This is a genomic window from Streptomyces sp. HPF1205, assembly GCF_020400825.1.
Taxonomy (GTDB): Bacteria; Actinomycetota; Actinomycetes; order Streptomycetales; family Streptomycetaceae; genus Actinacidiphila.
The window spans coordinates 41284-64067 of sequence record NZ_JAINVH010000043.1; the positions used below are offsets into that span (position 1 = coordinate 41284).

The following is a 22784-nucleotide window of genomic DNA, read 5'->3' on the forward strand; positions in this document are numbered from 1 at the left end:
CCGGCGCTGGAGGGCGGCTATCGTGTACTGCTGCCGCTGGCACGGCTTTCGTTCCTGGGGGGAATGGTTTCGTTGCGAGTTTTGCGCTGCCTGAGTGCATTTGTGCTGCTGGCGAGTTGCGCGGGGTGCGCGGGCGGGTCGCATGACGCGCCACAGGAGGCCACAGCCCCGCCGGTCTCGGCCGCCTATCAGGACGCCGTCCGCTCCGCGGTCGCCGCGAGCAGGAACACCAGTGCCCGGATCACCTACACCATCGTGACCACCGGCCAGGGTGCCACCTACACCCTCACCGTCAGCGGCAGCTTCGACATGGCCTCGGACACAGGCGCGCTGACCGTGCGCTTCCCCGGTGGGGCCGTCGACCGCATGGACGAAGTGTTCGCCGGCGCAACCGTCTACCTTCGTGCCTACGGGGTCCTGGGCCAAAAATGGGCCAAAGCCGCGTATGACCAGGTGGAGGCCCACTCCTTGCTGCGTGCGCCGGCCAACGACCCGGAGTTCGTGCTCCAGCAGATCGCCGCGATGGATCAGGTGTCGAAGGCAACCCCGGCCACGATCGACGGCGTCCACACCACGCACTACACGGGCGCGCTCGGCCTGGCCCCGCTGACCCTGCGGATGGCGGCGAGCGAGCGACAGGAGCTGACCGCGATGAAGGATGCCCTCGGGTCGATGGCCGCGGACGCGGAGGTCTGGGTGGACCCCGCCGGCCGCGTCGTCCGCACCCGCACGTCCTACTACCTGCAGAACACGAGCGTGACCGCCACGATGACGCTGTCCGATGCGGGGCAGCCGGTGACGGTGACCGTACCGACAGCCGCAGTCGCCGTTCCCGCCGCGTCAGTCGCGGGGGTACTCCCGGGCTGAAGGGGCCGCTCCCTGGGCGGGTCTGCGTGTGTTCGCGAAACCGGCAGTTCACCCACGCGCCGGTCCCGGCGCAGGGCGTCGGTGCACGCCGCGGCCGGCATGCGGGCGCGAAGGAAGCCGAGCCGGGAGCGGGCTCCGCGGATCAGCACTCGGCCCTTGGGCTTCCCCTTCGAGGACGAGGCAGTACCCGCGCGGAGGCTGGAGCCGTGGAGGGGCGAGGCGACGGCGCACCCCATCAGGTAACGGTTTGCCGTAGGTTGTGGCGTCTTGACCGGAAACAGTGGATTGGTTTTGATTGCGGCGGGCCAGTGAACGCCCGGCCGGGCGACCGACATGTGCCCCCGAACAGCGCGTCGCCCAAGACCGGCCAGAAGCTTCACACCGCAGGCCAGTACACGTACGCACCACGCACAGCGCCGGTCGCCGGGGGCCGGTCCGGCGTGGAACGGCACCCGATGCACGGCGCTCTGGCAGCCACCGCGGACCGACGGCGCGGTACCGGAGAAGCCCACCAGGCCCTGCATGCGCTGCTCGGCAACCGGCGGGATCCGGCAGCGGTACACACCATCCCCGCAGCGCTCCATCCCGAGCAGGCGCAGCTCGAAGCAGCGGTCTTCCTCGCCGTCTGCAAGCTCGGCGGACAGTCACCGCACCCGCTGGGCATCATCCGGGTCCGGCCCGAACCCGACTGGCTCATCCCGCTGACCTGCCCCGCTTCATCCGGCTCCTGCGAGCGTTCGTCCTCACCCCACCCGTCCGGAACGCGGAACACGTCCTGCACTGGATGGCCTGGCGCCGCCACCATCAAGCCGTCGCGCAAGCCTGCCACCAGCGCCGACACTCCCTCCAGGACCAGCCATGAACGGAACTACAACTGCCGTGTCAGTTGAGCAGCTTCGGGATCCCGTCGTAGGCAGAGACGTCGTGGGACGGGACGATGTGCATGGCGTCCGCGAGTGCGATCATGCGAAGCATGCCCTCGCGCACCAGTTGGGGATCAGTGTCGGCGAGCATGCGCATCAGGAGGGGCCGCTCGGCGCGACGGCGGATGGCATCGAGTTGCCAGGTCAAATCGCCGATGAAGGCGTACCGCTTACCGGTCGGCAAAGTGGCGAAGACGATTACGGAGCCATTCGTGTGGCCACCGGCGGCGGCGACAACTACGGAGCCGTCGTCATAAACGTCAAATGTCGACGAAAAGCCGAGATAGGACGCCTTCTTGAATTGATATCGGTGCAACTTGTGACTTGCGGAAACCTCGCGGAAAACTCTTCCTCCCTTACCTTCACTCGCATATTGCAGTTCGTCGTCATTGATCCAGATGGGAAGCTGGAGATCGTCGAGACCGCTCACGTGGTCCCAGTGAGAATGCGTTACCAGCACACCACGGAGCCTGCCGTGGTCGTAGCCGCTGGCTTTCAGTTGCTCGCTCACGGTCCGGGCCAACCGGTGAGGAGCGCGCTCCATCCGGGGGAGAGTCTGCATGTGCGCCGCAACCTGGGAGCCGAAGCCCGCATCGATCAGTAGATCACCCTTGGGGTGCTGCACCAAGACCGACGTTGCGGCGAAATTGCGCTTTTCGTGGAATGAGCCGCCTTTGAATGCGAAGGCCGCCCTGGTTTCGTAGGTCCCCGTAGGCAACTGGTAGACAGCCATGTCAGATGGCGGCGCGGCCTCGGGGAGAGGACCCGCCCAGGCAGATGGCATGGGAAGAGGTGACATGCTGGCTATTCTCTGGCGCCGGTACCCGAGTGTCCAATACCTGATCCGAAGGCCCGATACCCCTGAGGTATCGGGCCCTTCCGGGTCGTAGAGTGGTATTGGCGACGCCATTCCAAAGAGCACGCAGCACCCGCCGGCTCTTCGTCGGCGGCCGGCTCCTGCTGGGCCTGTTGGGCCATCCCGCTCTTCGGAGGGAATCCCCGCCTGAAGGACTCTGCCGAGGAATGCGTGATTCGAGCAGGCCGAGTCGTTGGTCCCCCATGGTGGTTGTGGTTGTGGCTGGGGGGCCGGGAGAGATGTCGCTGGAGCCACGGGCTGATCACGGGGTGCCGAGGCTGACGGCTAGGGTGGTGCGGGCAGCGTTCCCGAAGGGGACGCTCGCGGTGCCGATCCGGGAGGCGTTGGGCCCGCTGTTGCTTCCGCGCCGCGGCCATCGCGGCCTGACACCCCGATTCGCGGAATTCTCAGCGGAGTCCTTCAGGCGGGGAGGGAATACGATCTCGGAACTGCTCTGACCCGCAGGTTATGACGGGCGTTTTTGCTGCTCGATGTACTGCTTGACGATCGTCAGCGGCGCGCCGCCGCAGGCTGGGTCCGTTGCATGATCGGGATCCGTCCGGAGTGCCGTGCTGATCCGGAATTGGAGGGGCCGTCCTGGTTCGAGTTGGGGGCGGACGCAGTGCAGGAACAGTCTCGGTGATTGTGTGAGTGTCGAAGTCCCATGAACACTTGGCGAGTCCGTGCCTGCTCCTGCATCTTCTCCCATGCCCACCGCGCTGGCCCAGCTGGGCCGGATATCCGCGCCCGTCCCGCTGACGGACGCGGTTGCCCGGCTTCCTGGGCCTGCTGCCCGACCCGCGAGGTGTGCGCGGCCGCCGCTACGGGCTGTCCGCCCCGGTCACCGCGGCTGCGGCGAATGTCCTGGCCGGCGCTCGCTCGCTCACCGCGATCACGGAATGGATCGGCGACGCTCCCGCATGGGCCTGCCGGGCTCTCGGGTTCCCAGTCGATCCGCTGACCGGCGCCGTGTCCGTCCCGCACCCCCATACCCTGCGACGCCTTCTTGTCCGGCTCGACGGTGACGCCCTGGACCGGGCCGTCGGCGTTCCTCACTGCCCGCGCCGACCCGGGCCGGCCCCGGACGGGGGCGATCGCCGTCGACGGCAAGGCCCTGCGTGGCTCGCGCACCGCCTCCACCACGTACGTCACTCTGCTGGCCGCGATGGACCACAACGGCCATGTCCTGGCCCAGCGTCAGATCGCTGACGAGAGCAACGAGATCCCGGCCTTCCGGCCCCTGCTGTCCACCATCGATCTGGACGGCACGGTCATCACCGCCGATGCCCTGCACACCCAGCACGCTCACGGCACCTACCTGCGTGAGCGCGGTGTCCACTACAGCGCCCAGGTCAAGGCCAACCACCCCGGCCTGTTCGACCGTGTCCGCCGTCTGCCCTGGCGCGAGATCGAGCTCGATCACCACCTGGAGATCCGGAGGCTGAAGACCGTCTCCTTCGCCCACCTCGACTACCCCGACGCCCGACAGGCTCTTCAAGTCGTGTGCTGGAGGTAGGACTTCACCAGCGGCAAGCTCACCATCGAGCGTGTCTGCCTGATCACCAGCCTGCCGCCCGGCGCAGACCGGCGCCCAACTCGCTGCCTGGATCAGGGGGCACTGGAAGATCGAAAATCTTCTGCGCCACGTCCGTGACCGCACCTTCCGCAAGGACGGCTCCAAGATCCACGTCGGCCGCCTCCCCCGCCCAGGGCCTGCGTCGGGGCGCAGCAGCAGGAGGCGGTCGCCGGGCGTGGGAACGTCGGTGTCCTTCACCCGCGAGGCCAGTTCCCTGATCCGCACACTGGGTTCGACCTGCAGCCCGAAGCCGGTCCGCCGCGAGGCCGTCACGGTGAGCAGGTAGTACGGCACGGTGGCCTCCGGCGGTGCTTGCGTACGTCGTCTCGGCCCGTAGCCGATCACATGGCGAGGTGCCGTTCAATCCGTGACGGGTAAAGCCGTCACCGGCCGACGACTGGTGCTGCGTCTGCCGGGGAGCCCGCACCAAGGGGAACGGGGCGGGGGTGCCGCACGTTGGCCGGTCATGGCGTCCAAGCGATAGAGTCTGCTGACCTACGCGGCCGTCGTCGCGGCCTCCCCGGTCCTCCTGCTCGTCGGCGATCCACTGGAGAAGGCAGCACTGCGCCGCGCACGGGCGACCGCGACGCCGTACCCCGGCGGCGGATTCGTCACCGTGCACTCTGGATCGAAGGGTCTTCCGGACGCCCAAACCTTCTTCTCCAATCCGCTGGCGATCGCCCTCGCTGCCCCGAGTCGTTGGGTGGGCGACCGCCTGGGGCGACGAGATCGGGATACTCCGCCCGAGTGGTGAACCGGCTGTAGGTGGGCTGTCGGGCGGCAAACATGGATAGCCTTTCCGGGCAACTCATGCCGTCGAACGGGGAAAGTATCACCTTTCCCCCGCAGCGGCAGTTGTGAGTTATCGCTCGGACGGCGAGAGGCGCGTGGGGTTCATGCTTGAGGGGAATCGACTGCGTGAATCATATGAAGGTCGAATCGACCGCTTGCGCCTTCCGTACCGATTCACGACCGGTGAGTTGCGTGACGCCATCGCGGCGCACCGTGGGAAAGTCATTGTGTTGAGGTCCCTCGACACTATGGGAATCTCCGGGGCGCCCTGCGGAGTGCGCTTGGAGACGCCGCATGCCGACCTCGTCTTCTACGAGAAGAACGCTTCCGTTCATCACCAGCGTCACATCCTTACCCATGAGTTGATGCACGTGTACGTGGATCACTCGGGCAGCCTGGAGGTGGACGCGTCCACGGCCCGTGCGGTCGGCGTGAACCCTGCTGGCTGCTATTTGCGGGGTACTGGATCTTCGTCCGTCGTGCCCTGCGACCTGCCGGGAGCCTTGCCGTTGGGCTGCTGCTGGCATCCTGTGCGCTTGCCTTCCTTGCGTATACGCCCCTGGTGGTCCATGCGACCGACGACGTCTTCCCGCACCTGTCCCGCCTGTTGAGCAACTCCGCGTCCATGGGCGCCGCCACCTCGGTTTGTAGCTGCTTCCTTCCAGGTCAACCTGGATCCCGAGGTAGCCCGCCGTCGTATCCGGTCCCGATTGATCCTTGCCGCCGCCTTGCTCACGGGAATGACGGGGACCTTCTTGTGGGAAGGGCTGACCGCCCCGTCGGGCGGGGCGTACGCGACGTACCTGGCACTCTTCATCTCGTACCTGAGCCTGGCCATCTTCGATTTCCTGCTCCAGGCGTTGCGGCAATCGAGGTCGGCTCGCCGAGCCAGCATCCGGGTCGGGCTGCGCCTGGCGGCAACCGGTTGCGTCTTCGGGCTCGTCTACGCCGCATACAAGGCGACCGTCCTGGCGTCACTCGGTCTCGGCCTGCATCTGGTACGGAGGGACGAGCCGCACTGCTCCTCCCTGGTCGCCACGCCGTGCGTGTTCAGCGTGACCGCGCCCGCACTCGCTGTTCCGCTCATCGGCATCGGGCTGACGCTGCCGGCTGTGCTCTATCCGATCGGCCAGGCCCGGCTTCGGCGCTGGGAGACTCGCTCGTTTGTGGCCCTCGAACCCCTGTGGAGGGACTTGACGGCGGTCATGCCCCACATCGTGCTGCCGGCGCCCGATGATGGAAGTGACATGACGCGGGATCCAGGCTTCCTCCTCCAACGACGCGTCGTTGAGATCAGCGACGGTCTCCTCGCCCTGCGCCCGTACCGTTCGCGGAAGGCACTGGAGAGCGCACAACAGCAGGCAGCCGCCGACACGATCCACGGTGCCGCTCGGGTGGAGGCGGCCCTTGCCAGGGACGCGCTGGCAAGGCTGCGCTCCGGCCGACGCCCGGACGGGGCGGCTGACGCCACCGCCCTGGCCGCCTTCCCCCGTGACGGGGGCCTGCGCGCCGAGGCAGGCTGGCTGATGGCTGTCGCCGCTGCCTACGTCCGCGGCGCCACCCTTGGCGTCGACGTCAATGCCGACGGTCGGCCCGAACCCATTGGAGCGTGACCACGTGACCGCATCCGCTTCGGCTCGCCGCGCGCCCACCGCCCCCGGCGCTCACGGCCCGGAGGGCCCGCCTGCCTGCCCCGTACGTGAAGTGCCGCTGGGATCCGGGGGCACGTCGGCTACCTCGTCACCGCTATGCCGAAGCTCGGCAGGCCCTGGCCGATCCCCGGCTGTCGAAGGACACAGCCGCCTTCTTCGCAGGCAAGGAATCCAAGCGCCGCCTTCACCCCGCCGTGCCCCACAGCATGCTGGCCACCGACCCGCCCGAGCACACCCGCCTGCGCGCACTCGTCGCGAAGACGTTCACCACGGGCGCGGTCGCTGGGCTGCGGGAGTTCATCGCCCGCACGGCCGACGCGCTGCTGGACGAGTGGCCCGTCGATGGTGAGGTCGACGCCGTCGCCGGGCCGGCCGTACCGCTGCCGGTCGCCGTCATCTGTGAATTGCTCGGAGTCCCGGAGGCCGAGCGGGCCGACGTGCGGGGCTGATCGGCCGAGTTGTTCACCGACGGCCAGCCGGATCGTATCGACGCCGCCTCCCACGCCATCGCCGGATACATGACCGGACTGATCGCCCGGAAACGACAGGACTCGGGCGACTCCCTCCTCGACCGCCTCATCGTGGCCCGCTACGGTGCCGACCGCCTCACCGAGAACGAGCTGGTGTCGCTCGCGTGCCTCCTGGTCGTCGCCGGGCACGAAACGATCGCCAACTTCATCGGCACCGCGCTCCTGACCCTCCTCCAACGCCCGGGCCACCTGGAGCACCTGCGCACCCACCCCGAGGACATCCCGCGGCTGCTGGACGAGCTGCTCCGCTACGACTCGCCGGTGAGCACGGCCACCTTCCGGTTCACTACAGAGCCTGTTTGCCTCGGAGGTACGGACATCCCGGCTGGCATTCCCGTACAGGTGGCGATCGGCGCAGCCAACCGCGATCCCGGCCGTTATACGGAGCCCGACCGGCTCGATCCCGGGCGCGATGCCGTCGGCCACCTCAGCTTTGGGCACGGCATCCACCGCTGCCTGGGCGCACCGCTGGCGAAAGCCGAAGCCGAACTCGCCCTGCGCGCCGTCCTGACCCGATTCCCGCACCTTCGGCTCGCCGTCCCGGCGGACCAACTGACCTGGCGCCGCACCCGCCTGGTCCGCGGACTCGCAGCGCTTCCGGTCCTCACGGGAAGCCCGTAAACGGAGGGCGCGACCGAGCCCGTCTGTGTCCCGGGCCGCCGAGCGCGGTGCGGCAAGCGTCACGACGCCTTTGCACGATCGACTCGTCGGCGGGTACGGGCGACCGTGTCGACCAGGTTTTGCCGATCACCATGGACCTCGCGTACGCGGGCGATGATGTCGATGTCCGAGGTGATGCCCTCGGACAGGCAGGCCCGGACAGTGTTGGCGATCGAGGGAGGGCTCGAGGGCGACAGCGGCCGGATGAACTGGGCGAGTGTGTGCTCGGCGCCGTCGGCCGAGGCGGCGGGTGTCACGGTCATGTCCGCGGCGGTGTCCGGCTGGCGGGCCAGGGAGGCACTGCAGTCGACCGTCGCCTGCCGCGCCGCACGTGCCGATGTGCCGAACACTGCCTCGGTGCAGGCGTTCTCGATGTCCAGGCGGCGCAGCGCAGCGGCCAGCGCCCGCTGTGCAGCGAGTTCACGACGACGCTGGAGAAGCCAGCCTGTGACGCGGGGGCCGAGGGGCACCGCGTAGTGCCGCAGCACGATCACCCACAAGCCCTTGGCGATCAGGGACACCGCGGCCCCCACCGCACCCGCGACCGCGTTGCCGGACGTCAGGCCGTGGGTGACGATCGCTGCCACGGCGAGCAGAAGGGCGAACCAGCCAGACATGTGGGCGCCCTTCGCGCGCTCGGGGTCGTAGCGCTCCAGCCACTCCACGACCTGGCAGGCGAGCCACGCGGTGTCGAAGATGGCCGCTGCGCCGTAGGCGATGAGTGTCGGTGCGACGGGTACGAGGAGTGCGCCGATACCGGCGGTCGTCCAGGCCAGGGACACTGCGGTCACGGCGACGGCCGTACAGGTGACGCTGCGTAGGGTGTCCGGGCCCGGTGTGTCACCACCGGGCCCGGCTTGTCGCGACCCCGGTCAGGCGTGTCACCACCGGACCAGGGTCATTGTCGACAATTCGTGAATCACTTGTTTTCTCGCCGTATGGGCACCCATACGCCGAGGCAAGCGGACACCCCCGAGGACGAGGACTGGGATGGCCGAGGAAGAGGACGGCGAGGAGGCGGCGCGGCGCGTGTTCGAAGCCCTGGACGCTGTCGAGACCATGGCCGACCCGATCGCGCAAGCCCGCGTCATCGGCCGGTTGCTGAAGGACCAGGCGGAGCGCAACAAGCGGTTTTACGAGAAGCGCCGTGAGGTCGTCCTTGCCCTGCGCGCGCAGAAGGTCTCGTACCGGAAGATCGCGGCCGAACTCGGCGTATCACTCGGGACCGTCCAGGACATCGAGCGCGGAGCCGGCCGCTGGGCGGCGCGGCCGGGCAAGGGATCCGGCGGAGCTCAGTGAAGCTGGTCCAACCTGGACGCCGACGCACGTTCAGCTATGGCCTTACGTGCGGGGCGCTACGTCTTCCGTTGGCGGGGACGGCGTCCGGGACTCTGGGCTGAAAGGCTCACGGTTTGTGGGGGCGGATCGCCTTGTCCACTTCGCTCAGGCCCTTGCTGCCCGCTGCCGTCCGTTGCCACGCGTCTGGTCGGTGAACCTCACCAGGGCGAACCTGGCCGCGACTGGCACTGTACGGCCGTGCCTCGGGACGCCGCCGGACGTCGTGGAACTCAAGGGACGGCTGCTTATGAGGTGCGGCCGCCGGCTCGCCTGAACGCCTCACGCCGCTCGTACGGGCCCTGAGGGTTTGTCGCCGTCCGTGGAGGTGTCGTGTACGCGGGGTCGACAGCGCGTTTTTGCTCAAGCGCTTGACCTACATTGAGAGGTGGTCAGATTCCGGTGCCCGGCGGTCGAACGCAGGGAGCAGACATGGATCCGCAGCTCGCCGCCCTGTCGGCCGGTGCCAGCAGCACCCTGGTCACGCTCATGGTCACCGACGGGTGGCAGCAGGCGCGAGACGGGGTCGTGCGGTTGTGGCGGCAGTTCCGGCCCGAGGCGGCCGCGGACGTGGCGGAGGCACTCGACACGGTGCGTGCCGCCGTCCTGGTAGGCAGGGCAGCGGGGGCGCCGGTCGACGAAGTGGCGCTGCGCGACGAATGGGCGCGGCGGATAGGCGAGTTGCTCGCGGCCGGGGCGGACGCCGAGGCGGCGCTCCGGGCGGCTCTCGCCGGATGGCAGGACGCGGCCGGCGGGCAGGCGCTGAGCGGCGGCATCCACCAGGACGCACACGCGACCGGCAGCGGCCGTGTCTACCAGGCCGGCCGCGACCAGCACATCACCGAGCGGTGACCACCGGAGAGGGACCGGCCCGGCCCGGCCCGCAACCGCACGGCTCCGGAGAGGCGGGCGGACCACCAGCATTCGTCCCCTACGCCCGCGCCTCGGACGACGCACGCATCTACCAGGCCGGCCGGGACCAGTACATCGTCGAGGTACGCGACCTGCGGGCCACCTTCGTCATGGCCCAGGGCCGCCTCCACCGGATCGGCCGACCGGCCGCGGACGACGCGTGCCCGTATCCCGGCCTGGAGCCGTTCGGCCTCGACCAGGCCGACTGGTACTTCGGGCGGGAGGAACTGGTCGCCGACCTGACCGTGCGGCTCGACGCCGGCGTCGCGGACCGCGCCCCGCTCGTGGTCGTCGGCCCCTCGGGCGCGGGCAAGTCCTCGCTGCTGCGGGCCGGCCTGCTGCCCGCGATCGCGCGCGGCGACCTGCCCGCGGCGGGCTCTCGGCACTGGCGGCGGCTGGTGTTCACCCCCACCCACAGCCCGATGCTGGCCCTGGCCGACCACTTCGCCGTGCTGACCGGCGAGCCGCCGGCCGAACCACCGCCGCACTGGCGGATGGTGGACCGCGACGCCCGCCGGTCGGCCCTGCGCCGGGCCCTCGGCCGCATCCACCCGCAAGCCGATCTTCGCGCCGATTCCCGCGTGGATCCCCGAGTCGACTCCCGCGCCGATCCCCGCGTCGGCCCCCGCACGGGGACCCGCCCGGACTCCCTCTCCCAGCGGCGCGTCATCGTCGTCGTCGACCAGCTCGAGGAGATCTTCACGCAGTGCGGGGACGAGGCGGAGCGGCGCGCTTTCGTCGACGAACTGGCGTGGCTGGCGGACCCGCGGGACGGGCACGAGCCGCTCGGCCTGGTCGTCCTGGGCCTGCGGGCCGACTTCTACGCGCAGTGCGCCGCGTACCCGTGGCTGCGTGGGGCGGTGCAGCGCAGCCAGGTCTTCCTGGGGCCGATGTCCCGCGCCGAACTGCGGGACGCCATCGTGCTGCCCGCCCAGCGGGCCGGCCTCATGGTCGAAACGGGCCTGCCCGAGGTGCTGCTGCGGGACCTGGGTGCTTCCGGCACCGGGCCCGGCGGGCGCGACGGGACCGCAGAGGACCCCGGTGACTACGAGGCGGGCCGGCTGGGCCAGCTGGCCCACGCGCTGCGCACCACGTGGATGCGGCGCGACGGTGGTGTGCTCACCGTCCGCGGGTACCAGGCGACCCGCGGGATCGAGCACGCCTTGGCCGACACCGCCGAGCGTGCCTTCGCCCGGCTCGAACCGACGGGCAGCGGCCCCGGGGACTTCGGGGACTCCGGGGACCCCCGGGGCGGCAGCGGCTACCGGGATGCCGTGCGAGACGTCTTCCTGCGCCTGGTCACCGTCACCGAGGGCGCCGAGCCCTCCCGGCGACGCGTCCCGCGCGACGACCTGCTGCGGTTCGCGGCCGACCCGCAGGCGGCCCGTACCGTCCTGGACACTTTCACCGCGGCCCGGCTGCTGACGCAGGACCGGGACACCGTCGCCATCACCCACGAGGTGCTGCTGCGGGCCTGGCCGCGGCTCAAGGGCTGGCTCGACGACGACCGGATCGGCACCGTCGTATTGCAGGAGCTGCGCGAAGCCGCCTTCGGCTGGGAGCGAGCGGGCCGTGCGGGCGACCTGCTCTACCCGGCGAGCCGGCTGGAGGCGGTGAGGGCCGCGCTCCCGGGCCGCGGCCCCGCCGCCGGCCCCGACCGGACGACCGAGGCGTTTCTCGCCGCCTCCGCCGCCCGCGTCAAACGCACCGCGCGTGTCCGCCGCGCCGTCACCGCCGTCCTGGTCACCCTGGCCTTGCTGGCCAGCGGCGCCGCCGCCCTCGCCTTCGAGCAGCGCGGCAAGGCCCTGCACGAACGGAACACCGCGATCTTCAGCCAGATCACGGCGGAGGCCGACCGGCTGCGGGCCACCGACACCCCGCTCGCGGCGCAACTCGACCTGGTCGCGTACCGGATGCACCCCGACCAGGATCTGTACACGCACCTTCTCACCAGTGCCGAGGAGCCGCTGTCCACGCCGCTCGCCACGGGCATCGGGGGCGTCGTCTCGGTGGCGGTCACGCCCGACGGGCGCACGATGGCGGCCGGCAGCAGCAGTAACGCGATCCAGTTGTGGGACATCGCCGATCCGGCGCGTCCGGCGAAGCTGGGCCCGGCGATCAGGGTGTACGCCGACATCACCGAGTCCCTGGCGTTCAGCCCCGACGGCCGCACGCTCGCCGCGGGAGGCAACGACATGACGGCCCGGCTCTGGGACGTCACCTCCCCGGCGCACCCGGTGCCGCTCGGCGAGCCGTTGACCGGCTGCTCCGACACCGTCGGGGCGGTGGCGTTCGGTCCCGACGGGCGCGTGCTGGCCGGCGGCTGCGGCAACGGGAGGATCCTGCTGTGGAACGTGGCCGACCCCGTCCACCCGGTCCCGCTGGGCAAGCCCCTGACCGGCCACACCGGCGCGGTCGCCTCGGTGGCTTTCCGCCCGGACGGACACACCCTGGCCAGTGGCAGTTTCGACCACTCGGTCCGGCTGTGGAACGTGGCCGACCCGGCGCAGCCGTCGGCGCTGGGCAAACCCCTGTACGGGCACGGCGGCGACTACGTGGCGTCGGTGTCGTTCAGTCCGGACGGACACACCCTGGCCAGCGGCGGCAACGACGACCGGGTGCGGCTGTGGAACACCACCGACCCCGCCCATGTGGTCATGCTGGGCGAACTCCTCGGCCAGACCGGGGACATCACGTCGGTGGCGTTCAGCCCGAGCGGGCAGACCCTGGCCAGCGCCAGCTACGACGGCTCGATCGACCTGTGGAACGTCGCCTACCCGGCCAGCCCCGTCCCGCGCGGCGCGGCTCTCGTCGGCCACACCGGAGCGGTCCTCGCAGTGGCCTTCACCCAGGGCGGCGGCACCCTGGTGAGCGGCGGCGCCGACAGCACGGTACGGGTGTGGTCCTTCCCCAAGCGGCTCATCACCTCCTACAGTCGCAGCCTGGACTGCGTCGTGTTCAGCCCGGACGGCCGCACGATGGCCACCTCCGGCACCGACGGCAAGATTCGGCTGTGGGACGTGAGCGACCCGGCCCGTACGACCACGCTCGGCGGGCAGGCCCTGAGCTTCGCCGGCCCGGGCACGCTGGCGTTCAGCTCCGACGGGAAGGTACTGGCCGTCGGCAGTTTCACCGACGGCACGGTGAGACTGTGGGACACCTCGAACCCGTCCCGTCCCACCCTGCTGGGCCGGCAGTTGAACACCGCCATGGGCCGCGTCACGTCCGTGGCGTTCAGCCCGAGCGGCCGGACGCTCGCCGTCGCCGGCTGGAAAGGGCAGATCCAGCTGTGGGACCTGACCGACCAGGCGAACCCGGTGTTCCTGGGCAAGCCGCTGACCGGCCACCGCAACAGCGTCACGAAGGTGGTGTTCAGCCCGGACGGCCACACGCTCGCGAGCGCAAGCGCGGACAAGACGGTCCGGCTGTGGGACGTGCGGGACCCGGCGCGGGCGGTGCCGCTCGGCAAGCCGCTCACCGGTCACACCGGGCTCGCCCTGTCGGTGGCGTTCAGTCCGGACGGGCGCACACTTGCCAGTGGCGGCTACGACAGCACGGTCCGGCTGTGGGACGTGAGCGACCCGGCCCGCGCACACGCTCTCGGCGCCCCGCTGACCGGCCCCACCACCCCGGTGGGGTCCGTGGCGTTCAGCCCGGACGGACGGACCCTGGCCAGCGGCGAGTCCGAGAGCACGGTCCGGCTGTGGGACGTGAGCGACCCGGCCCGCGCACACGCCCGGGGCGGGCCGCTGACCGGGATGTACGGCTCGGTCAACTGGGTCGCGTTCGACCGCGACGGCCGACTGGCCACCGCCGGGACCGACGGCGTGATCCGGCTGTGGGACATGGACGCCGAGCACGCCGCGCGGTGGATCTGCTCCACCACCCGCGGCGTCCTCACCGTTCAGCAGTGGAAGAAACTCGTCCCGCAACTGCCCTACGACCCGCCGTGCACATGACCGCGCCGCCGGCCCCAGTCCGCCGACCTGTTTACAGGCCCCGGACCGTCCAGTCCGACTCGGAGTGGGCCGACATCGTGCAGCTTCGGCGTACCGGCCTGCGAACTCCGCAGCGCGGCGACACGCACGTTGTTCGTCGCAGCAGCATCACCAGCGTGCCGCCGCGTCGGCGCTCCTTTCCGCGCCGGCCCCGTCTCCGGTCCGGACCTGCCGCCGGGCAACCGCGGCGACAACCAGCCCAGGTATCGAGCGACGAACTGGCGGCGCTGCGTACCGCGGTCTCGCGCGTCGGAAACAACATCAACCAGATCGCCCACGTCTACAACTCCGGTGGTCTGCCTGTGCCGGGCGAGCTCGCCCATGCCCTGCGAGCGCTGGTGGCCGTGCTGGCGCGCATCGATGCCGTAGCCGACGCCCTTGTGGACCGGCGGCGCTGATGGTGCCGAAGATCCGGCGCGGGTCGCGTACGTACGGGCTGCTGGCGTACCTGTACGGCCCCGGCCGCCGCGACGAACACTGCGACCCGCACCTGGTGGGCTCATGGGACGGTTTCGCTCCGGATCCCGGCCGCGAAGCGGACGCCAAGGCAACCATGGCTCGCATGGCCGCCGCTTTGGACCTGCGGGTGAAGCAGGCCGGCGCCAGGGCGCCTGCCGAGCACGTCTGGCACTGCTCGGTACGCACCGACCCCGGCGACCGGCGCCTGAGCGACGCGGAGTGGGGTGAGGTCGCCTGCCGCCTGGTGGCCGCCGTAGGGCTCGCTTCGGACAACGAGCCCGACGACTGCCGGTGGGTCGCCGTCCGCCACGCCGAGGACCACATCCACATCGTGGCCACGATGGTGCGCGGCGACCTGCGACGGCCCCGGATGAACTACGACTTCAAGAAGGCCCAGGCCGAGTGCCGCAGTATCGAGAAGGAACTCGGCCTGCGTCAGCTCAAGCCGGGCGACGGCACGGCCGCGAAGAACCCCACCAGCGCGGAACGCTTCAAGGCCGAACGCGCCGGTCGCCCCGAAACCCCTCGCGAGACCCTTCGCGAAGCAGTTCGCCAAGGCCTGGCCGGAGCCGCCGACGAGCAGGAGTTCTTCACCCGACTGCATGAAGCCGGCATGCGCATCAAGTTGCGGCAGGGTCCGTCCGGCGATGTCCTCGGGTACGCCGTCGCCCTGCCCGGCGACCGTAACCGCGAAGGCGCCCCCGTATGGTTCGCCGGCTCCACCCTGGCGCCGGACCTGTCCCTGCCCAAGATCCGCCACCGCCTTGCCGCCGACCCGTCCGCCGCCACGGCCTCGGACCGAACCGCGACGTCCCGTCCGCGCGAATCGGCAGCCGCCTCGCAGCGCCGCCGAGCCACCGGCATCGTCGACCGGGTAGGCGACGAGCTGGCCCACGGCAGTGACGATGCCGCCGCCCACCTTCCCGGGCTCGGCGAACTCCTCGACGCGACCGTCCAGACCTCCCCGGCTCCCACACGCGCCGACCTGCGCAGGGCCGCCCGCCTCTTCGAACGCGCCAGCCGCAGCCACATCCGCGCTCAGCACGCCGACAGCCGGGCCCTGCGCGCAGCGGCCCGCGGCATCGTCCGAGCCGGTGGCGCCCTGGGTAGGGGAGAGGACGGCGCCGCCACGGCGATGCTGCTGTCGGCCCTCGTCCTAGCCGTCGCAGCCGCTGCGCGCTGGCACTCCGCCCGAGGCCACGCCCAGCAAGCCGAAGCCGCCGACCAGGCCGCTGCCCACCTACGCGCCGCCTACCACCAGGCGGCCACCACACCCATGCGGGGAATGCGGGAGCAGGCACACACGCTGCCGACCCCAGTACGCGCGCGCCATGAGGCCACCATCCGCTCAGCCTTCTCCGAAGCCGGCATCCGTTCCGGCTGGGAGACCGACGAGGCTGCTCTCGTCCCGACCCTCGTCCAGGCCGAACAGACAGGCCACAACCCCGGAGCGCTCCTGCGCGAGGCCATTGGGATGCGCGAACTCGACACCGCCCTCGACGTGACCGGCGTCCTGGTCTGGCGCCTGCGTCGACTCGCCGACCTGCCCGCGCACCCCAGCGCCGACCACCACATGAAGACCAGCCCACCCATGGCGCCGACTCACAGAAGTGACGCCCGAAGCAATCCTCCACCCACCGCATCCGGCCAACCGCGCCCGCGCCCACGCCCGCGAGGCCGTTGAACCGTAGCCCGACGCGGTGTGTCGGCGACCCCACGTACGCTGGACAAACCGTCACAGTCCGTCTCGCAGGCGGGCAGGCCAGGTAGAGGGGAGACGTACTCGTGTCCGAGACGACCACGCGCAGAGCGCCGTCCTCGATCCCACCGGGCGCTCCAGCGAGCGCACCCACGTCACAGATCCGGCCAGTCCCGGCTCAGTCCACCGACCCGCGGTGCATCCGCGGCCTCAAGCACCCGCAAGAGCTCGCCCTGCGCGGCATCTCCGTGATGTGCCCAGCCTGCGGAGCCCGTCGCGACTGGCTGCTGATCAATCAGGGCCGCCACGTCTGGATCCGCTGCCGCTGCTCCCACCAGTGGCTCGAACCCGAGATCACCGGTACGGACTACGATGCCTTGATCTCCACCCCCGACGGAACCACCTACGCCAGCGTCGCGGAGGGCCTGCTGGCTCTCGGGTACGACGGTTCCTTCGCCGGCGCCTACCTGGAGTGACGAGCAGCGAAGCGCAAAGCCGACCTGGTGGGTCACCGACCCTGGGTAGGTCAAGCCCGGCTCGCCCGCGACGCGGAGGACATGGCCCTACCGCCCTTCAGCGCCGGGTCGGCTGCAGGCGCTCGATGCCGTCGAGGTCTCCGGCGAGCAGGTCGCGGTGGCTGATGGTGAAGTCTCCGTTGGGCAGCACCTTCCCGTGGCCGTAGTGCCGGCCCACGACGGCGGTGGGCAGGAAGGCTCGCAGGCGGTGACGCATGTCGTCGGGGTAGTCGACGGGCATGCCCCAGTCGGCGGGTGCCTGGTCGGTGGAAAACAGAACCCAGTGGTCAACGGGCAAAGCGGAGTTGAGGTCCGGGGCCATGCCGGTGTGGCTGTCCAGGGCCGGCACGGTCAGCTGGTCGGGGTCGAGGGGCGCGTACCACAACAACAGCGGCTTGGCGCGTCGTGCGTCGGCGTTGTCGAAACAGCACACAGCGATCGTGTGGCCGGGGAAGTGGTCGGCGTAGAAGCGCAGGAGTTCCGGCTCGAGAGTGGGGCGGCGGTGCGGAGGCACTTGGCGAAGCGCGGCATGGACCGCCGTGGGGTCGTTCGCCAGCAGGACCGTGTAGACATCGTGATCGAAGACTTGGACGGCCTGCGGTTCCGCACTCATGAACGCGATGTCGTCGACTGCGGCGGCGCTCCTCGCCGCGGCGACCATACGGTGCAGGACGTCGCCGGTGCGCCCGGCGGACAGGAAGTGCCCGGGGGTGACCTGTCGGGTGGGCAGGTGCAGCAGCATGGCGTTCGGGCCGTCCGCCAGGTTGACAGCGGTGTTCTGGTAGCCCAGGACATGGATGAGGCCGTGCACGCGGTGGTGCTGCCGCCCGCAGTACACGATCGTGCCGGAGAACACGGCCTCGCCGGTCGAGATGCACATGGCGGCAACGTACCGTCCCCCACACGCGGGCGATCCCGGGAGCCCCCCGGGACCCACCATGATAGATGGGCGGTGTCATGTCGTTGCGGTATCAGTCGCCGATGAACCACACGTAGCTGCCCGGCGTCGCTGCGCACTCCTCAAGCAGTGCGGCAAGGTCGCGCAGGGCCGCCTTCTCTTGCTCGTCGGCGCATTGCTGGACCAGGGCGTTGATCTCCTGGCGGGCGACGGCAGCTTCTTGCTCGTTGAACAGTGTGTCGCCGTAGGGATCCACCCAGCCGAGCTTGCCCGCGTCGTGCCGGTCCAGCCTCGTCAGCGCACGGGCCAGGGCTGCGCCGTGCTCGTAGGACCCTCGCAGCAAGGTGCCCGCGGATGCCTTCTTACGTGCGGGTCGAGCGGAGTGCAGTTCCAGCTCGATTCCCATTTTCCCTCCAAGGGTTCCGGCTCCCTACGTCACGGGAAACCGTTGTCGGACAGGAGCTAACACGGTACGGGGGCACCCCACCTGGTCGCCCTGGTCCGGGTCGGAGCTACCAGCTGCGCGAGCTTCCGCGAGGTCCTCCAGCGGGCGACCGTAGCGGCGCTCGACCAATCGGCGAGTACAGAGGAGATCGGACATGACGTCGCCCTTCTGTGACTTGGTGCGGAATGCGTGGTCAGTGTGCGGGCCTTCGGGAATGGGGCTGAGCGGCGCTCCTGGGCGGGGCGGCGGCCGTGGCGTCTCCGGGAAATTGCAGACCGGTGTAGGGCGATCGTGCTCGCGCGGCACGGACGCGTGCCTCCTCAATCAGGCGGATGGCGGTCAGCCCACCGGTGCCTACGTGGTGAACGCGTGATTGGGCGGTTCGGTAGACCGCGTAGTCCTTGCGTGCGCCGGCCGCGACGAGGTAGATCTCGCGACGGTGGGCCGAAGACGGGGGAGCGTCGCCGAACTGGACGACCATGCGCCACTGCCGCTCTCCCGGTGCGGGGTCGAGGTAGACCTTGTGGAACCCCTCGAGGCGGCCTCCGAGGCGTTTGGCTCCCGCGTGGCCGTGGACGAGATCCTGGAGTTGCAGCAGGGCGATGTCGCGTACGTCGTCGGGGAGGTCGCGCAGGTCCTGGATGGCGTCGGGATGGGCCGCGAAGGCGAAGCGGGCTCGGCTCACTTCGGTCCCCGGGAATGGTGCTCTCGGGAGGTGCTCGCTGTGGGCCCACAAGCCGGTGGTCGGCGGAACGTGGGAGACGGAGGTGGAGCGGCTGAGGGCGGCCTGAGCGCGCAGGGCAGTGTCTGCGCTGCCGCGTTCGGGCTCGATCGCCCGCATTGCGTCGCGGTTGTCCAGCCAGCGCCGGGCAGAGGGCTGATCGGGGAAGGCCGCCTGGCGCAGGGTGTAGGTGGCGCTGCGCAGATCAACGTCTTCGAGGAAAGCCCGGATCGGAGCGTCGTCCGCGTGGCGGTCGCGGACCATGGTCCATGACCAGCAGGTGGGGTCGTCCAGCTCCGACGTGTACGTGCTGAGGACTTCGTAGCGCTCCCCCGAAGCGCGGATCTGCTCCTCGACACGGAGGGTGGCGTCGTCCGCGGGCTGGATGAGGTCGGGGCTGACCTGGGTGATCGCTGCGGGTGGGCAGCCGCGTGTGATGAGCCACTGCTGGGCGAAGGCCATTGTGGCGTGTGCGGAGGTGGCGCAGGTGAAGGTGCCGTGGTCGTGGTCGCGGGTGATGTCGACGGCGACCAACTGCGGAGCCCCGGGCGTGCCCCAGGTCGCTGAGGCGTCATGGGCGACGAGACAGCTCCTCGACAGTCGGTCGATGCTGTGGTGTTCGGTGAGTACGGTCAGGTCGCGCGCCCACAGGTCGGCTTGGGCGAGCTCGGAGGCGGTGTCGGCGGGCTGGAGGTCGTTGAGGTGGAAGTCGGGTTCGCCGGTCACTGGGCCGCTCCCGCGGTCACGGCGGCGGGGGCGGGCAGGAGCCGGTGGGAAGGCCGGTCGAGGCTGGTGGTGCAGGCGGCGAACGGCCCGTCAGGCGCGCGGAGCTGGATGAGCGCGTGGTCGAGGTGATCGCGATGCCACGTCGATGGACCGGTGGGACCGGCTTGAGCGTCGGTGAGCTGCTGCCAGGCCAGCCACAGCGCGTGCAGGCGGGCGACGGCCTCGGGATGTTTGCATTACTGGCCGCACCAGGGGCGCGTGGTGCTGACCTCGCGGCCGTAGACGGGCAGGAAGAGGTGGCTCACCCAGTCGGTGAGTGCGGCCAGTTCGGCGGCGTATGCCGGGCCGGGTGGCCATGATGAACGGCGAGGAGGCGCCCTCGCGCTCACGGCTGTCGCCGGAGTCGGCGGCGGGGGTGGTCGGCCCGACCGGGGGCGCGGGGTCGGGTTCGCTGCTGAGGCGGTCGAGGAGGGCGCTGTGGCGGCGTACCTCGGCCACTGTGGCGGCCAGGGTGCTGGTGAGGTCGTCGAGGTCTTCGCCGGGGACGCGGAATGGCTCCGGCTCGGAAGGGCTCTGCGCAGACTTCGGCATGGCTGGTCCAGGGAGGCGAGGGAACGGTGGCGGACGGGCTGGACGCCCGGCTCTGGCCCGGGTCATGGCTGTGCGGAGACGACCATGGGGATGAGGGTGCGGTCGGGACGCGACTTGGTACGGCCGGAAAGGCGTGGTACGAGGTGGTCGCGTCCGGGGTGGCCGTACGGGGGAGGGGCTGACGCCCCCTGTCTCAGACACGGGGACTTCGGCTCGGCGGGTGGCGGCCCTGGCCGCGCGGTGGCGGTGAGGGTGGTGCGGGCGAGGACGGCCAAGTGCCGCTGCGGGTCAAAGCCGCGCGTACTCGCGGCGACGGCGGATCGACTGGTGATGGGGCTTCCTGAAATTGGCGCTGGCCGCGATTGCGTGGATGATCTTCGCCTCCCTGTCTGGCGTGGTGGCTACGTCTACTGTTGCTCGAAGGGCAGGCGCGGCAGCTGAGGCGGACGTGGAGGCATCGTTGAGGGTCGTGTTCGTCCATGGGGCGTGTGTGCGGGACGGGTCGTGGTGGTGGCACCGCACCGCCGAGCTGCTGCGGGAGCGAGGGGTGTCGAGCGTGGCGCCGGCGCTGCCGAGCTGCGGCGAGGCGGGCCTGCCCGGCGGTGCGGACGGTCCGGGGCTGTCTGAGGACGTTACGGCGGTGCGGCGGGCGCTGCTGGACAGCGATGAGCCGACCGTTGTGGTCGCCCACAGCTACGGCGGCATCGTCACCGCGGAAGCCGCGGCGGGTGTCCGGTCGGTACGCCATCTGGTGATGGTCTCCAGCTACCTGCCCGAGGTCGGGCAGAGCCTGTCGGAGTTCGGGGCCGGCAGCCCTGCCCCGTTCCTCGACGTCGACCCCGACGCCGGCACCTTCGGGGTCCGTCCCGAGCTGCTCGTGGACACCTTCCTGCAGGACTGCGACCCCGAGGTCCAGGCGCAGGCGGCGGACCATCTCGCCCGGCAGAGCGCGAAGGTGACCGGGCAGCCGGTCGGGGCGGCCGCATGGCAGCAGGTGCCCTCGACGTACCTCGTCTGCGCCCAGGACCGGGGCACTCCGCCGCGCTTCCAGCGTGAGTTCGCCCGCCGGGCCGGCAGCGTCGTCGAACTCGACGCCGGCCACCACCCGTTCCTGTCCCAGCCTGTTGCAGTCCGTGACCTGCTGCTGAGTCTGTGACGCCAGCGACAAGATCATTCACGGAATCGCGGCCAGAGCCCTGAAAATCCCCACCCTGTGCTCAGGGATGGGACGGACTTGCTCGCTCCAATCCTCCCAGCCGCAGACGCCAGGCCAGGACAGGAGGGCGACGCTGCGGACCCGCCCTTGCAGCTCGGCCGATCTACCCGGTGGCGTGGCGGGTCCGCCTTGCATGCGGTGGAACCGGTGCGTGACCTGTACTGCGCCAGGGGCGGGATGGCTCTCGCCGGGAAATGATGGCGAATCGGCGCCGTTGCGGAAGTCGGCGCCCGGGCGACCGCCAGCTGACCGTTGCGGGTTTGGCTGTACTTGACATTATCAAGTACCGGAGACAGTTTGATACTTGTGACCTCCAGCCATGACCCGCAACTGCTCAAGGGCGTCCTGTCGCTCCTCCTGCTGCACCTGCTGGCGGAGCAGGAGTCGTACGGGTACGAGGTGGTCCAGCGCCTGCAGGGCGCCGGGTTCGCCGACGTCCTGGAGGGCACGGTGTATCCCGCCCTGGCCCGGCTCGAACGTGAGGGGCGGCTGGCCTCCCGGCTGGTCGCCTCCTCCAGCGGCCCGGCGCGCAAGTACTACCGGTTGACCGCCGCCGGGCACGAGGCCCTGACCGCCGGGGCCGCCAACTGGGCCCGGCACGTCGCCGGCGTCGAGGCCGTCCTGTCCCGTCCGCTGCCCGCCGCACCGCAGAAGGGTTCCTGACATGCCGCACACCGTCACCTGGCTCGACCGGTTGCGCGTCGAACGGCTCGTCTGGTCGCTCGACCAGCGCCTCTACGACCTGCCCAACCGCACCCGGATCGCCCACCGGCGCGAGGTCCGCGCCAATCTGCTGACCGCCACCGCGGAAGTCGGCGCCGGCGAGGCGCTGCGCCGGCTCGGCGGCGCCCGCGAGTTGGCCGCGCAGTACCTCGACGCCGAGCTCGGCGAAGGCCCGCGGCACTCGTGGCTCGCCGCCGCCCTCTTCGCCCTGACCACCCCGCTGCTGCTCAACTTCTTCCTCAGCGAGGCGGCGAACGCCTACCAGCAGGCCCTCACCGCCACGGGTACGCACGCCGACGGCAGCTGCACCTGGGGCGGCGTCACCTGGCTCCAGAGCCCGCTGACCTTCGCCCTGCACGATGGGCGGGCCACCCACGTCGGCGGAGCCTGGACGCCCCTGACCTACGTGATCCTGCTGGGCGGCTCGGTCGCCTGCGGCCGCCTGTGGCGTGCCCTGCCACGCCGCCGAAACCAACGGCGGGCCGGGTCCACCCCGGACGGCCCGGCGCTCTGACCCCTCCAGCGACCACCCGAAGCCGCCTCCGCGGGATGGACCCACGTTGCCACGGGGATCCCGCATCGGCGGACATCAAGGCGTCGGCGAACGTCTTGACCATCGAGCGCAGCAGATCCGGACTCGCCGAGGCCAGGTTCTCCTCGGCGAGCGCATGCAGGGGCACACTGTCAGGC

General features: G+C 70.5%; 18 protein-coding genes and 3 pseudogenes. 15 read left to right on the plus strand and 6 right to left on the minus strand.

The annotated features are described in order from the left end of the window. Nucleotides 1-102 precede the first annotated feature (102 nt). The gene (locus tag K7G61_RS32210) at nucleotides 103-867 is read left to right on the plus strand and encodes a hypothetical protein (protein ID WP_225850647.1); all 765 of its coding nucleotides are present in this window, start codon (nucleotides 103-105) and stop codon (nucleotides 865-867) included. Nucleotides 868-1322: 455 nt separating this feature from the next. Further along, nucleotides 1323-1757, plus strand: coding sequence for a hypothetical protein (locus K7G61_RS32215; RefSeq protein ID WP_225850649.1), 435 nt, complete (start codon nucleotides 1323-1325; stop codon nucleotides 1755-1757). On the opposite strand, the gene K7G61_RS32220 is transcribed toward K7G61_RS32215, so the two are convergent. After that, nucleotides 1750-2589: an MBL fold metallo-hydrolase gene (locus tag K7G61_RS32220; RefSeq protein WP_225850651.1), complete on the minus strand. Its 840-nt coding sequence runs from the start codon at nucleotides 2587-2589 to the stop codon at nucleotides 1750-1752. The two genes, K7G61_RS32215 and K7G61_RS32220, sit on opposite strands and share 8 nt — an antisense overlap. An 864-nt stretch (nucleotides 2590-3453) precedes the next feature. Between K7G61_RS32220 and K7G61_RS32225 the strand changes: the two are divergent. From K7G61_RS32225 to K7G61_RS37420, 4 genes and pseudogenes are all read left to right on the plus strand, one after another. Beyond that, nucleotides 3454-3630 (plus strand): annotated as a pseudogene (locus K7G61_RS32225) (ISAs1 family transposase); the annotation flags it as partial. Between the two features lie 22 nt (nucleotides 3631-3652). Next, nucleotides 3653-4162, plus strand: a complete 510-nt coding sequence (locus K7G61_RS32230; RefSeq protein ID WP_225850653.1) for an ISAs1 family transposase — start codon at nucleotides 3653-3655, stop codon at nucleotides 4160-4162. Nucleotides 4163-5724: 1562 nt separating this feature from the next. After that, on the plus strand, nucleotides 5725-6627 hold the full coding sequence (locus K7G61_RS32235; protein ID WP_225850655.1) for an MAB_1171c family putative transporter: 903 nt from the start codon (nucleotides 5725-5727) through the stop codon (nucleotides 6625-6627). Further along, nucleotides 6593-7817 (plus strand): annotated as a pseudogene (locus K7G61_RS37420) (cytochrome P450). The gene K7G61_RS32235 and the pseudogene K7G61_RS37420 overlap by 35 nt, the downstream one beginning before the upstream one ends. 59 nt (nucleotides 7818-7876) lie before the next feature. Here K7G61_RS37420 and K7G61_RS32245 read toward each other — a convergent pair. Continuing rightward, nucleotides 7877-8647: a hypothetical protein gene (locus K7G61_RS32245; protein WP_225850656.1), complete on the minus strand. Its 771-nt coding sequence runs from the start codon at nucleotides 8645-8647 to the stop codon at nucleotides 7877-7879. A gap of 199 nt (nucleotides 8648-8846) precedes the next feature. Between K7G61_RS32245 and K7G61_RS32250 the strand changes: the two genes are divergently transcribed. From K7G61_RS32250 to K7G61_RS32275, 6 genes are all read left to right on the plus strand, one after another. Continuing rightward, complete coding sequence (locus tag K7G61_RS32250; protein ID WP_225850658.1) at nucleotides 8847-9155, plus strand: helix-turn-helix domain-containing protein; 309 nt, start codon at nucleotides 8847-8849, stop codon at nucleotides 9153-9155. Nucleotides 9156-9623: 468 nt separating this feature from the next. Next, nucleotides 9624-10043, plus strand: a complete 420-nt coding sequence (locus K7G61_RS32255) for a hypothetical protein (protein ID WP_225850659.1) — start codon at nucleotides 9624-9626, stop codon at nucleotides 10041-10043. Further along, nucleotides 10040-14062: a hypothetical protein gene (locus tag K7G61_RS37145; protein ID WP_225850661.1), complete on the plus strand. Its 4023-nt coding sequence runs from the start codon at nucleotides 10040-10042 to the stop codon at nucleotides 14060-14062. The genes K7G61_RS32255 and K7G61_RS37145 overlap by 4 nt, the downstream gene beginning before the upstream one ends. Before the next feature lie 77 nt (nucleotides 14063-14139). Beyond that, the gene (locus tag K7G61_RS32265) at nucleotides 14140-14499 is read left to right on the plus strand and encodes a MobC family plasmid mobilization relaxosome protein (RefSeq protein ID WP_225850662.1); all 360 of its coding nucleotides are present in this window, start codon (nucleotides 14140-14142) and stop codon (nucleotides 14497-14499) included. Further along, nucleotides 14499-16244, plus strand: a complete 1746-nt coding sequence (locus K7G61_RS32270) for a relaxase/mobilization nuclease domain-containing protein (RefSeq protein WP_225850663.1) — start codon at nucleotides 14499-14501, stop codon at nucleotides 16242-16244. Before K7G61_RS32265 ends, K7G61_RS32270 begins: the two co-directional genes overlap by 1 nt. Nucleotides 16245-16510: 266 nt before the next feature. Beyond that, a complete protein-coding gene (locus tag K7G61_RS32275; RefSeq protein ID WP_308190775.1) occupies nucleotides 16511-16735 on the plus strand; it encodes a hypothetical protein in 225 nt (74 codons plus the stop codon). 97 nt (nucleotides 16736-16832) lie between these two features. Here the strand turns inward: K7G61_RS32275 and K7G61_RS32280 are convergent, their stop codons facing one another. The 4 genes and pseudogenes from K7G61_RS32280 to K7G61_RS32295 all read right to left on the minus strand — a co-directional run bounded on the left by K7G61_RS32280 (nucleotide 16833) and on the right by K7G61_RS32295 (nucleotide 20155). Next, nucleotides 16833-17654 carry a hypothetical protein gene (locus K7G61_RS32280; protein ID WP_225850664.1) on the minus strand — a complete coding sequence of 274 codons (822 nt, stop codon included), beginning with the start codon at nucleotides 17652-17654 and terminating at the stop codon, nucleotides 16833-16835. Between the two features lie 91 nt (nucleotides 17655-17745). Then, nucleotides 17746-18078 carry a hypothetical protein gene (locus K7G61_RS32285; protein ID WP_225850665.1) on the minus strand — a complete coding sequence of 111 codons (333 nt, stop codon included), beginning with the start codon at nucleotides 18076-18078 and terminating at the stop codon, nucleotides 17746-17748. A gap of 232 nt (nucleotides 18079-18310) precedes the next feature. Continuing rightward, the gene (locus tag K7G61_RS32290; protein WP_225850666.1) at nucleotides 18311-19564 is read right to left on the minus strand and encodes a hypothetical protein; all 1254 of its coding nucleotides are present in this window, start codon (nucleotides 19562-19564) and stop codon (nucleotides 18311-18313) included. After that, nucleotides 19561-20155 (minus strand): annotated as a pseudogene (locus K7G61_RS32295) (DUF4913 domain-containing protein). Before K7G61_RS32295 ends, K7G61_RS32290 begins: the two are co-directional and overlap by 4 nt. A 460-nt stretch (nucleotides 20156-20615) precedes the next feature. Here K7G61_RS32295 and K7G61_RS32300 point away from each other — a divergent pair. The 3 genes from K7G61_RS32300 (at nucleotide 20616) to K7G61_RS32310 (ending at nucleotide 22608) form a co-directional block, all read left to right on the plus strand. Continuing rightward, nucleotides 20616-21311 carry an alpha/beta fold hydrolase gene (locus tag K7G61_RS32300; protein ID WP_225850667.1) on the plus strand — a complete coding sequence of 232 codons (696 nt, stop codon included), beginning with the start codon at nucleotides 20616-20618 and terminating at the stop codon, nucleotides 21309-21311. A gap of 366 nt (nucleotides 21312-21677) precedes the next feature. Beyond that, entirely contained in the window at nucleotides 21678-22034 is a 357-nt protein-coding gene (locus K7G61_RS32305) for a PadR family transcriptional regulator (protein ID WP_225850668.1), read from the plus strand. A 1-nt stretch (nucleotide 22035) separates the two neighbouring features. Then, the gene (locus K7G61_RS32310; RefSeq protein ID WP_225850669.1) at nucleotides 22036-22608 is read left to right on the plus strand and encodes a hypothetical protein; all 573 of its coding nucleotides are present in this window, start codon (nucleotides 22036-22038) and stop codon (nucleotides 22606-22608) included. Nucleotides 22609-22784 lie beyond the last annotated feature (176 nt).

What these genes read in the sequence shown, in the direction of transcription:
- K7G61_RS32310 (WP_225850669.1), top strand. Translation starts at nt 22,036, where the DNA reads ATGCCGCACACCGTCACCTGGCTCGACCGGTTGCGCGTCGAACGGCTC.
- K7G61_RS32220 (WP_225850651.1), bottom strand. Translation starts at nt 2,589, where the DNA reads ATGTCACCTCTTCCCATGCCATCTGCCTGGGCGGGTCCTCTCCCCGAG.
- K7G61_RS32270 (WP_225850663.1), top strand. Translation starts at nt 14,499, where the DNA reads ATGGTGCCGAAGATCCGGCGCGGGTCGCGTACGTACGGGCTGCTGGCG.
- K7G61_RS32275 (WP_308190775.1), top strand. Translation starts at nt 16,511, where the DNA reads ATGTGCCCAGCCTGCGGAGCCCGTCGCGACTGGCTGCTGATCAATCAG.
- K7G61_RS32280 (WP_225850664.1), bottom strand. Translation starts at nt 17,654, where the DNA reads ATGTGCATCTCGACCGGCGAGGCCGTGTTCTCCGGCACGATCGTGTAC.
- K7G61_RS32255 (WP_225850659.1), top strand. Translation starts at nt 9,624, where the DNA reads ATGGATCCGCAGCTCGCCGCCCTGTCGGCCGGTGCCAGCAGCACCCTG.
- K7G61_RS32285 (WP_225850665.1), bottom strand. Translation starts at nt 18,078, where the DNA reads ATGGGAATCGAGCTGGAACTGCACTCCGCTCGACCCGCACGTAAGAAG.
- K7G61_RS32250 (WP_225850658.1), top strand. Translation starts at nt 8,847, where the DNA reads ATGGCCGAGGAAGAGGACGGCGAGGAGGCGGCGCGGCGCGTGTTCGAA.
- K7G61_RS32215 (WP_225850649.1), top strand. Translation starts at nt 1,323, where the DNA reads ATGCACGGCGCTCTGGCAGCCACCGCGGACCGACGGCGCGGTACCGGA.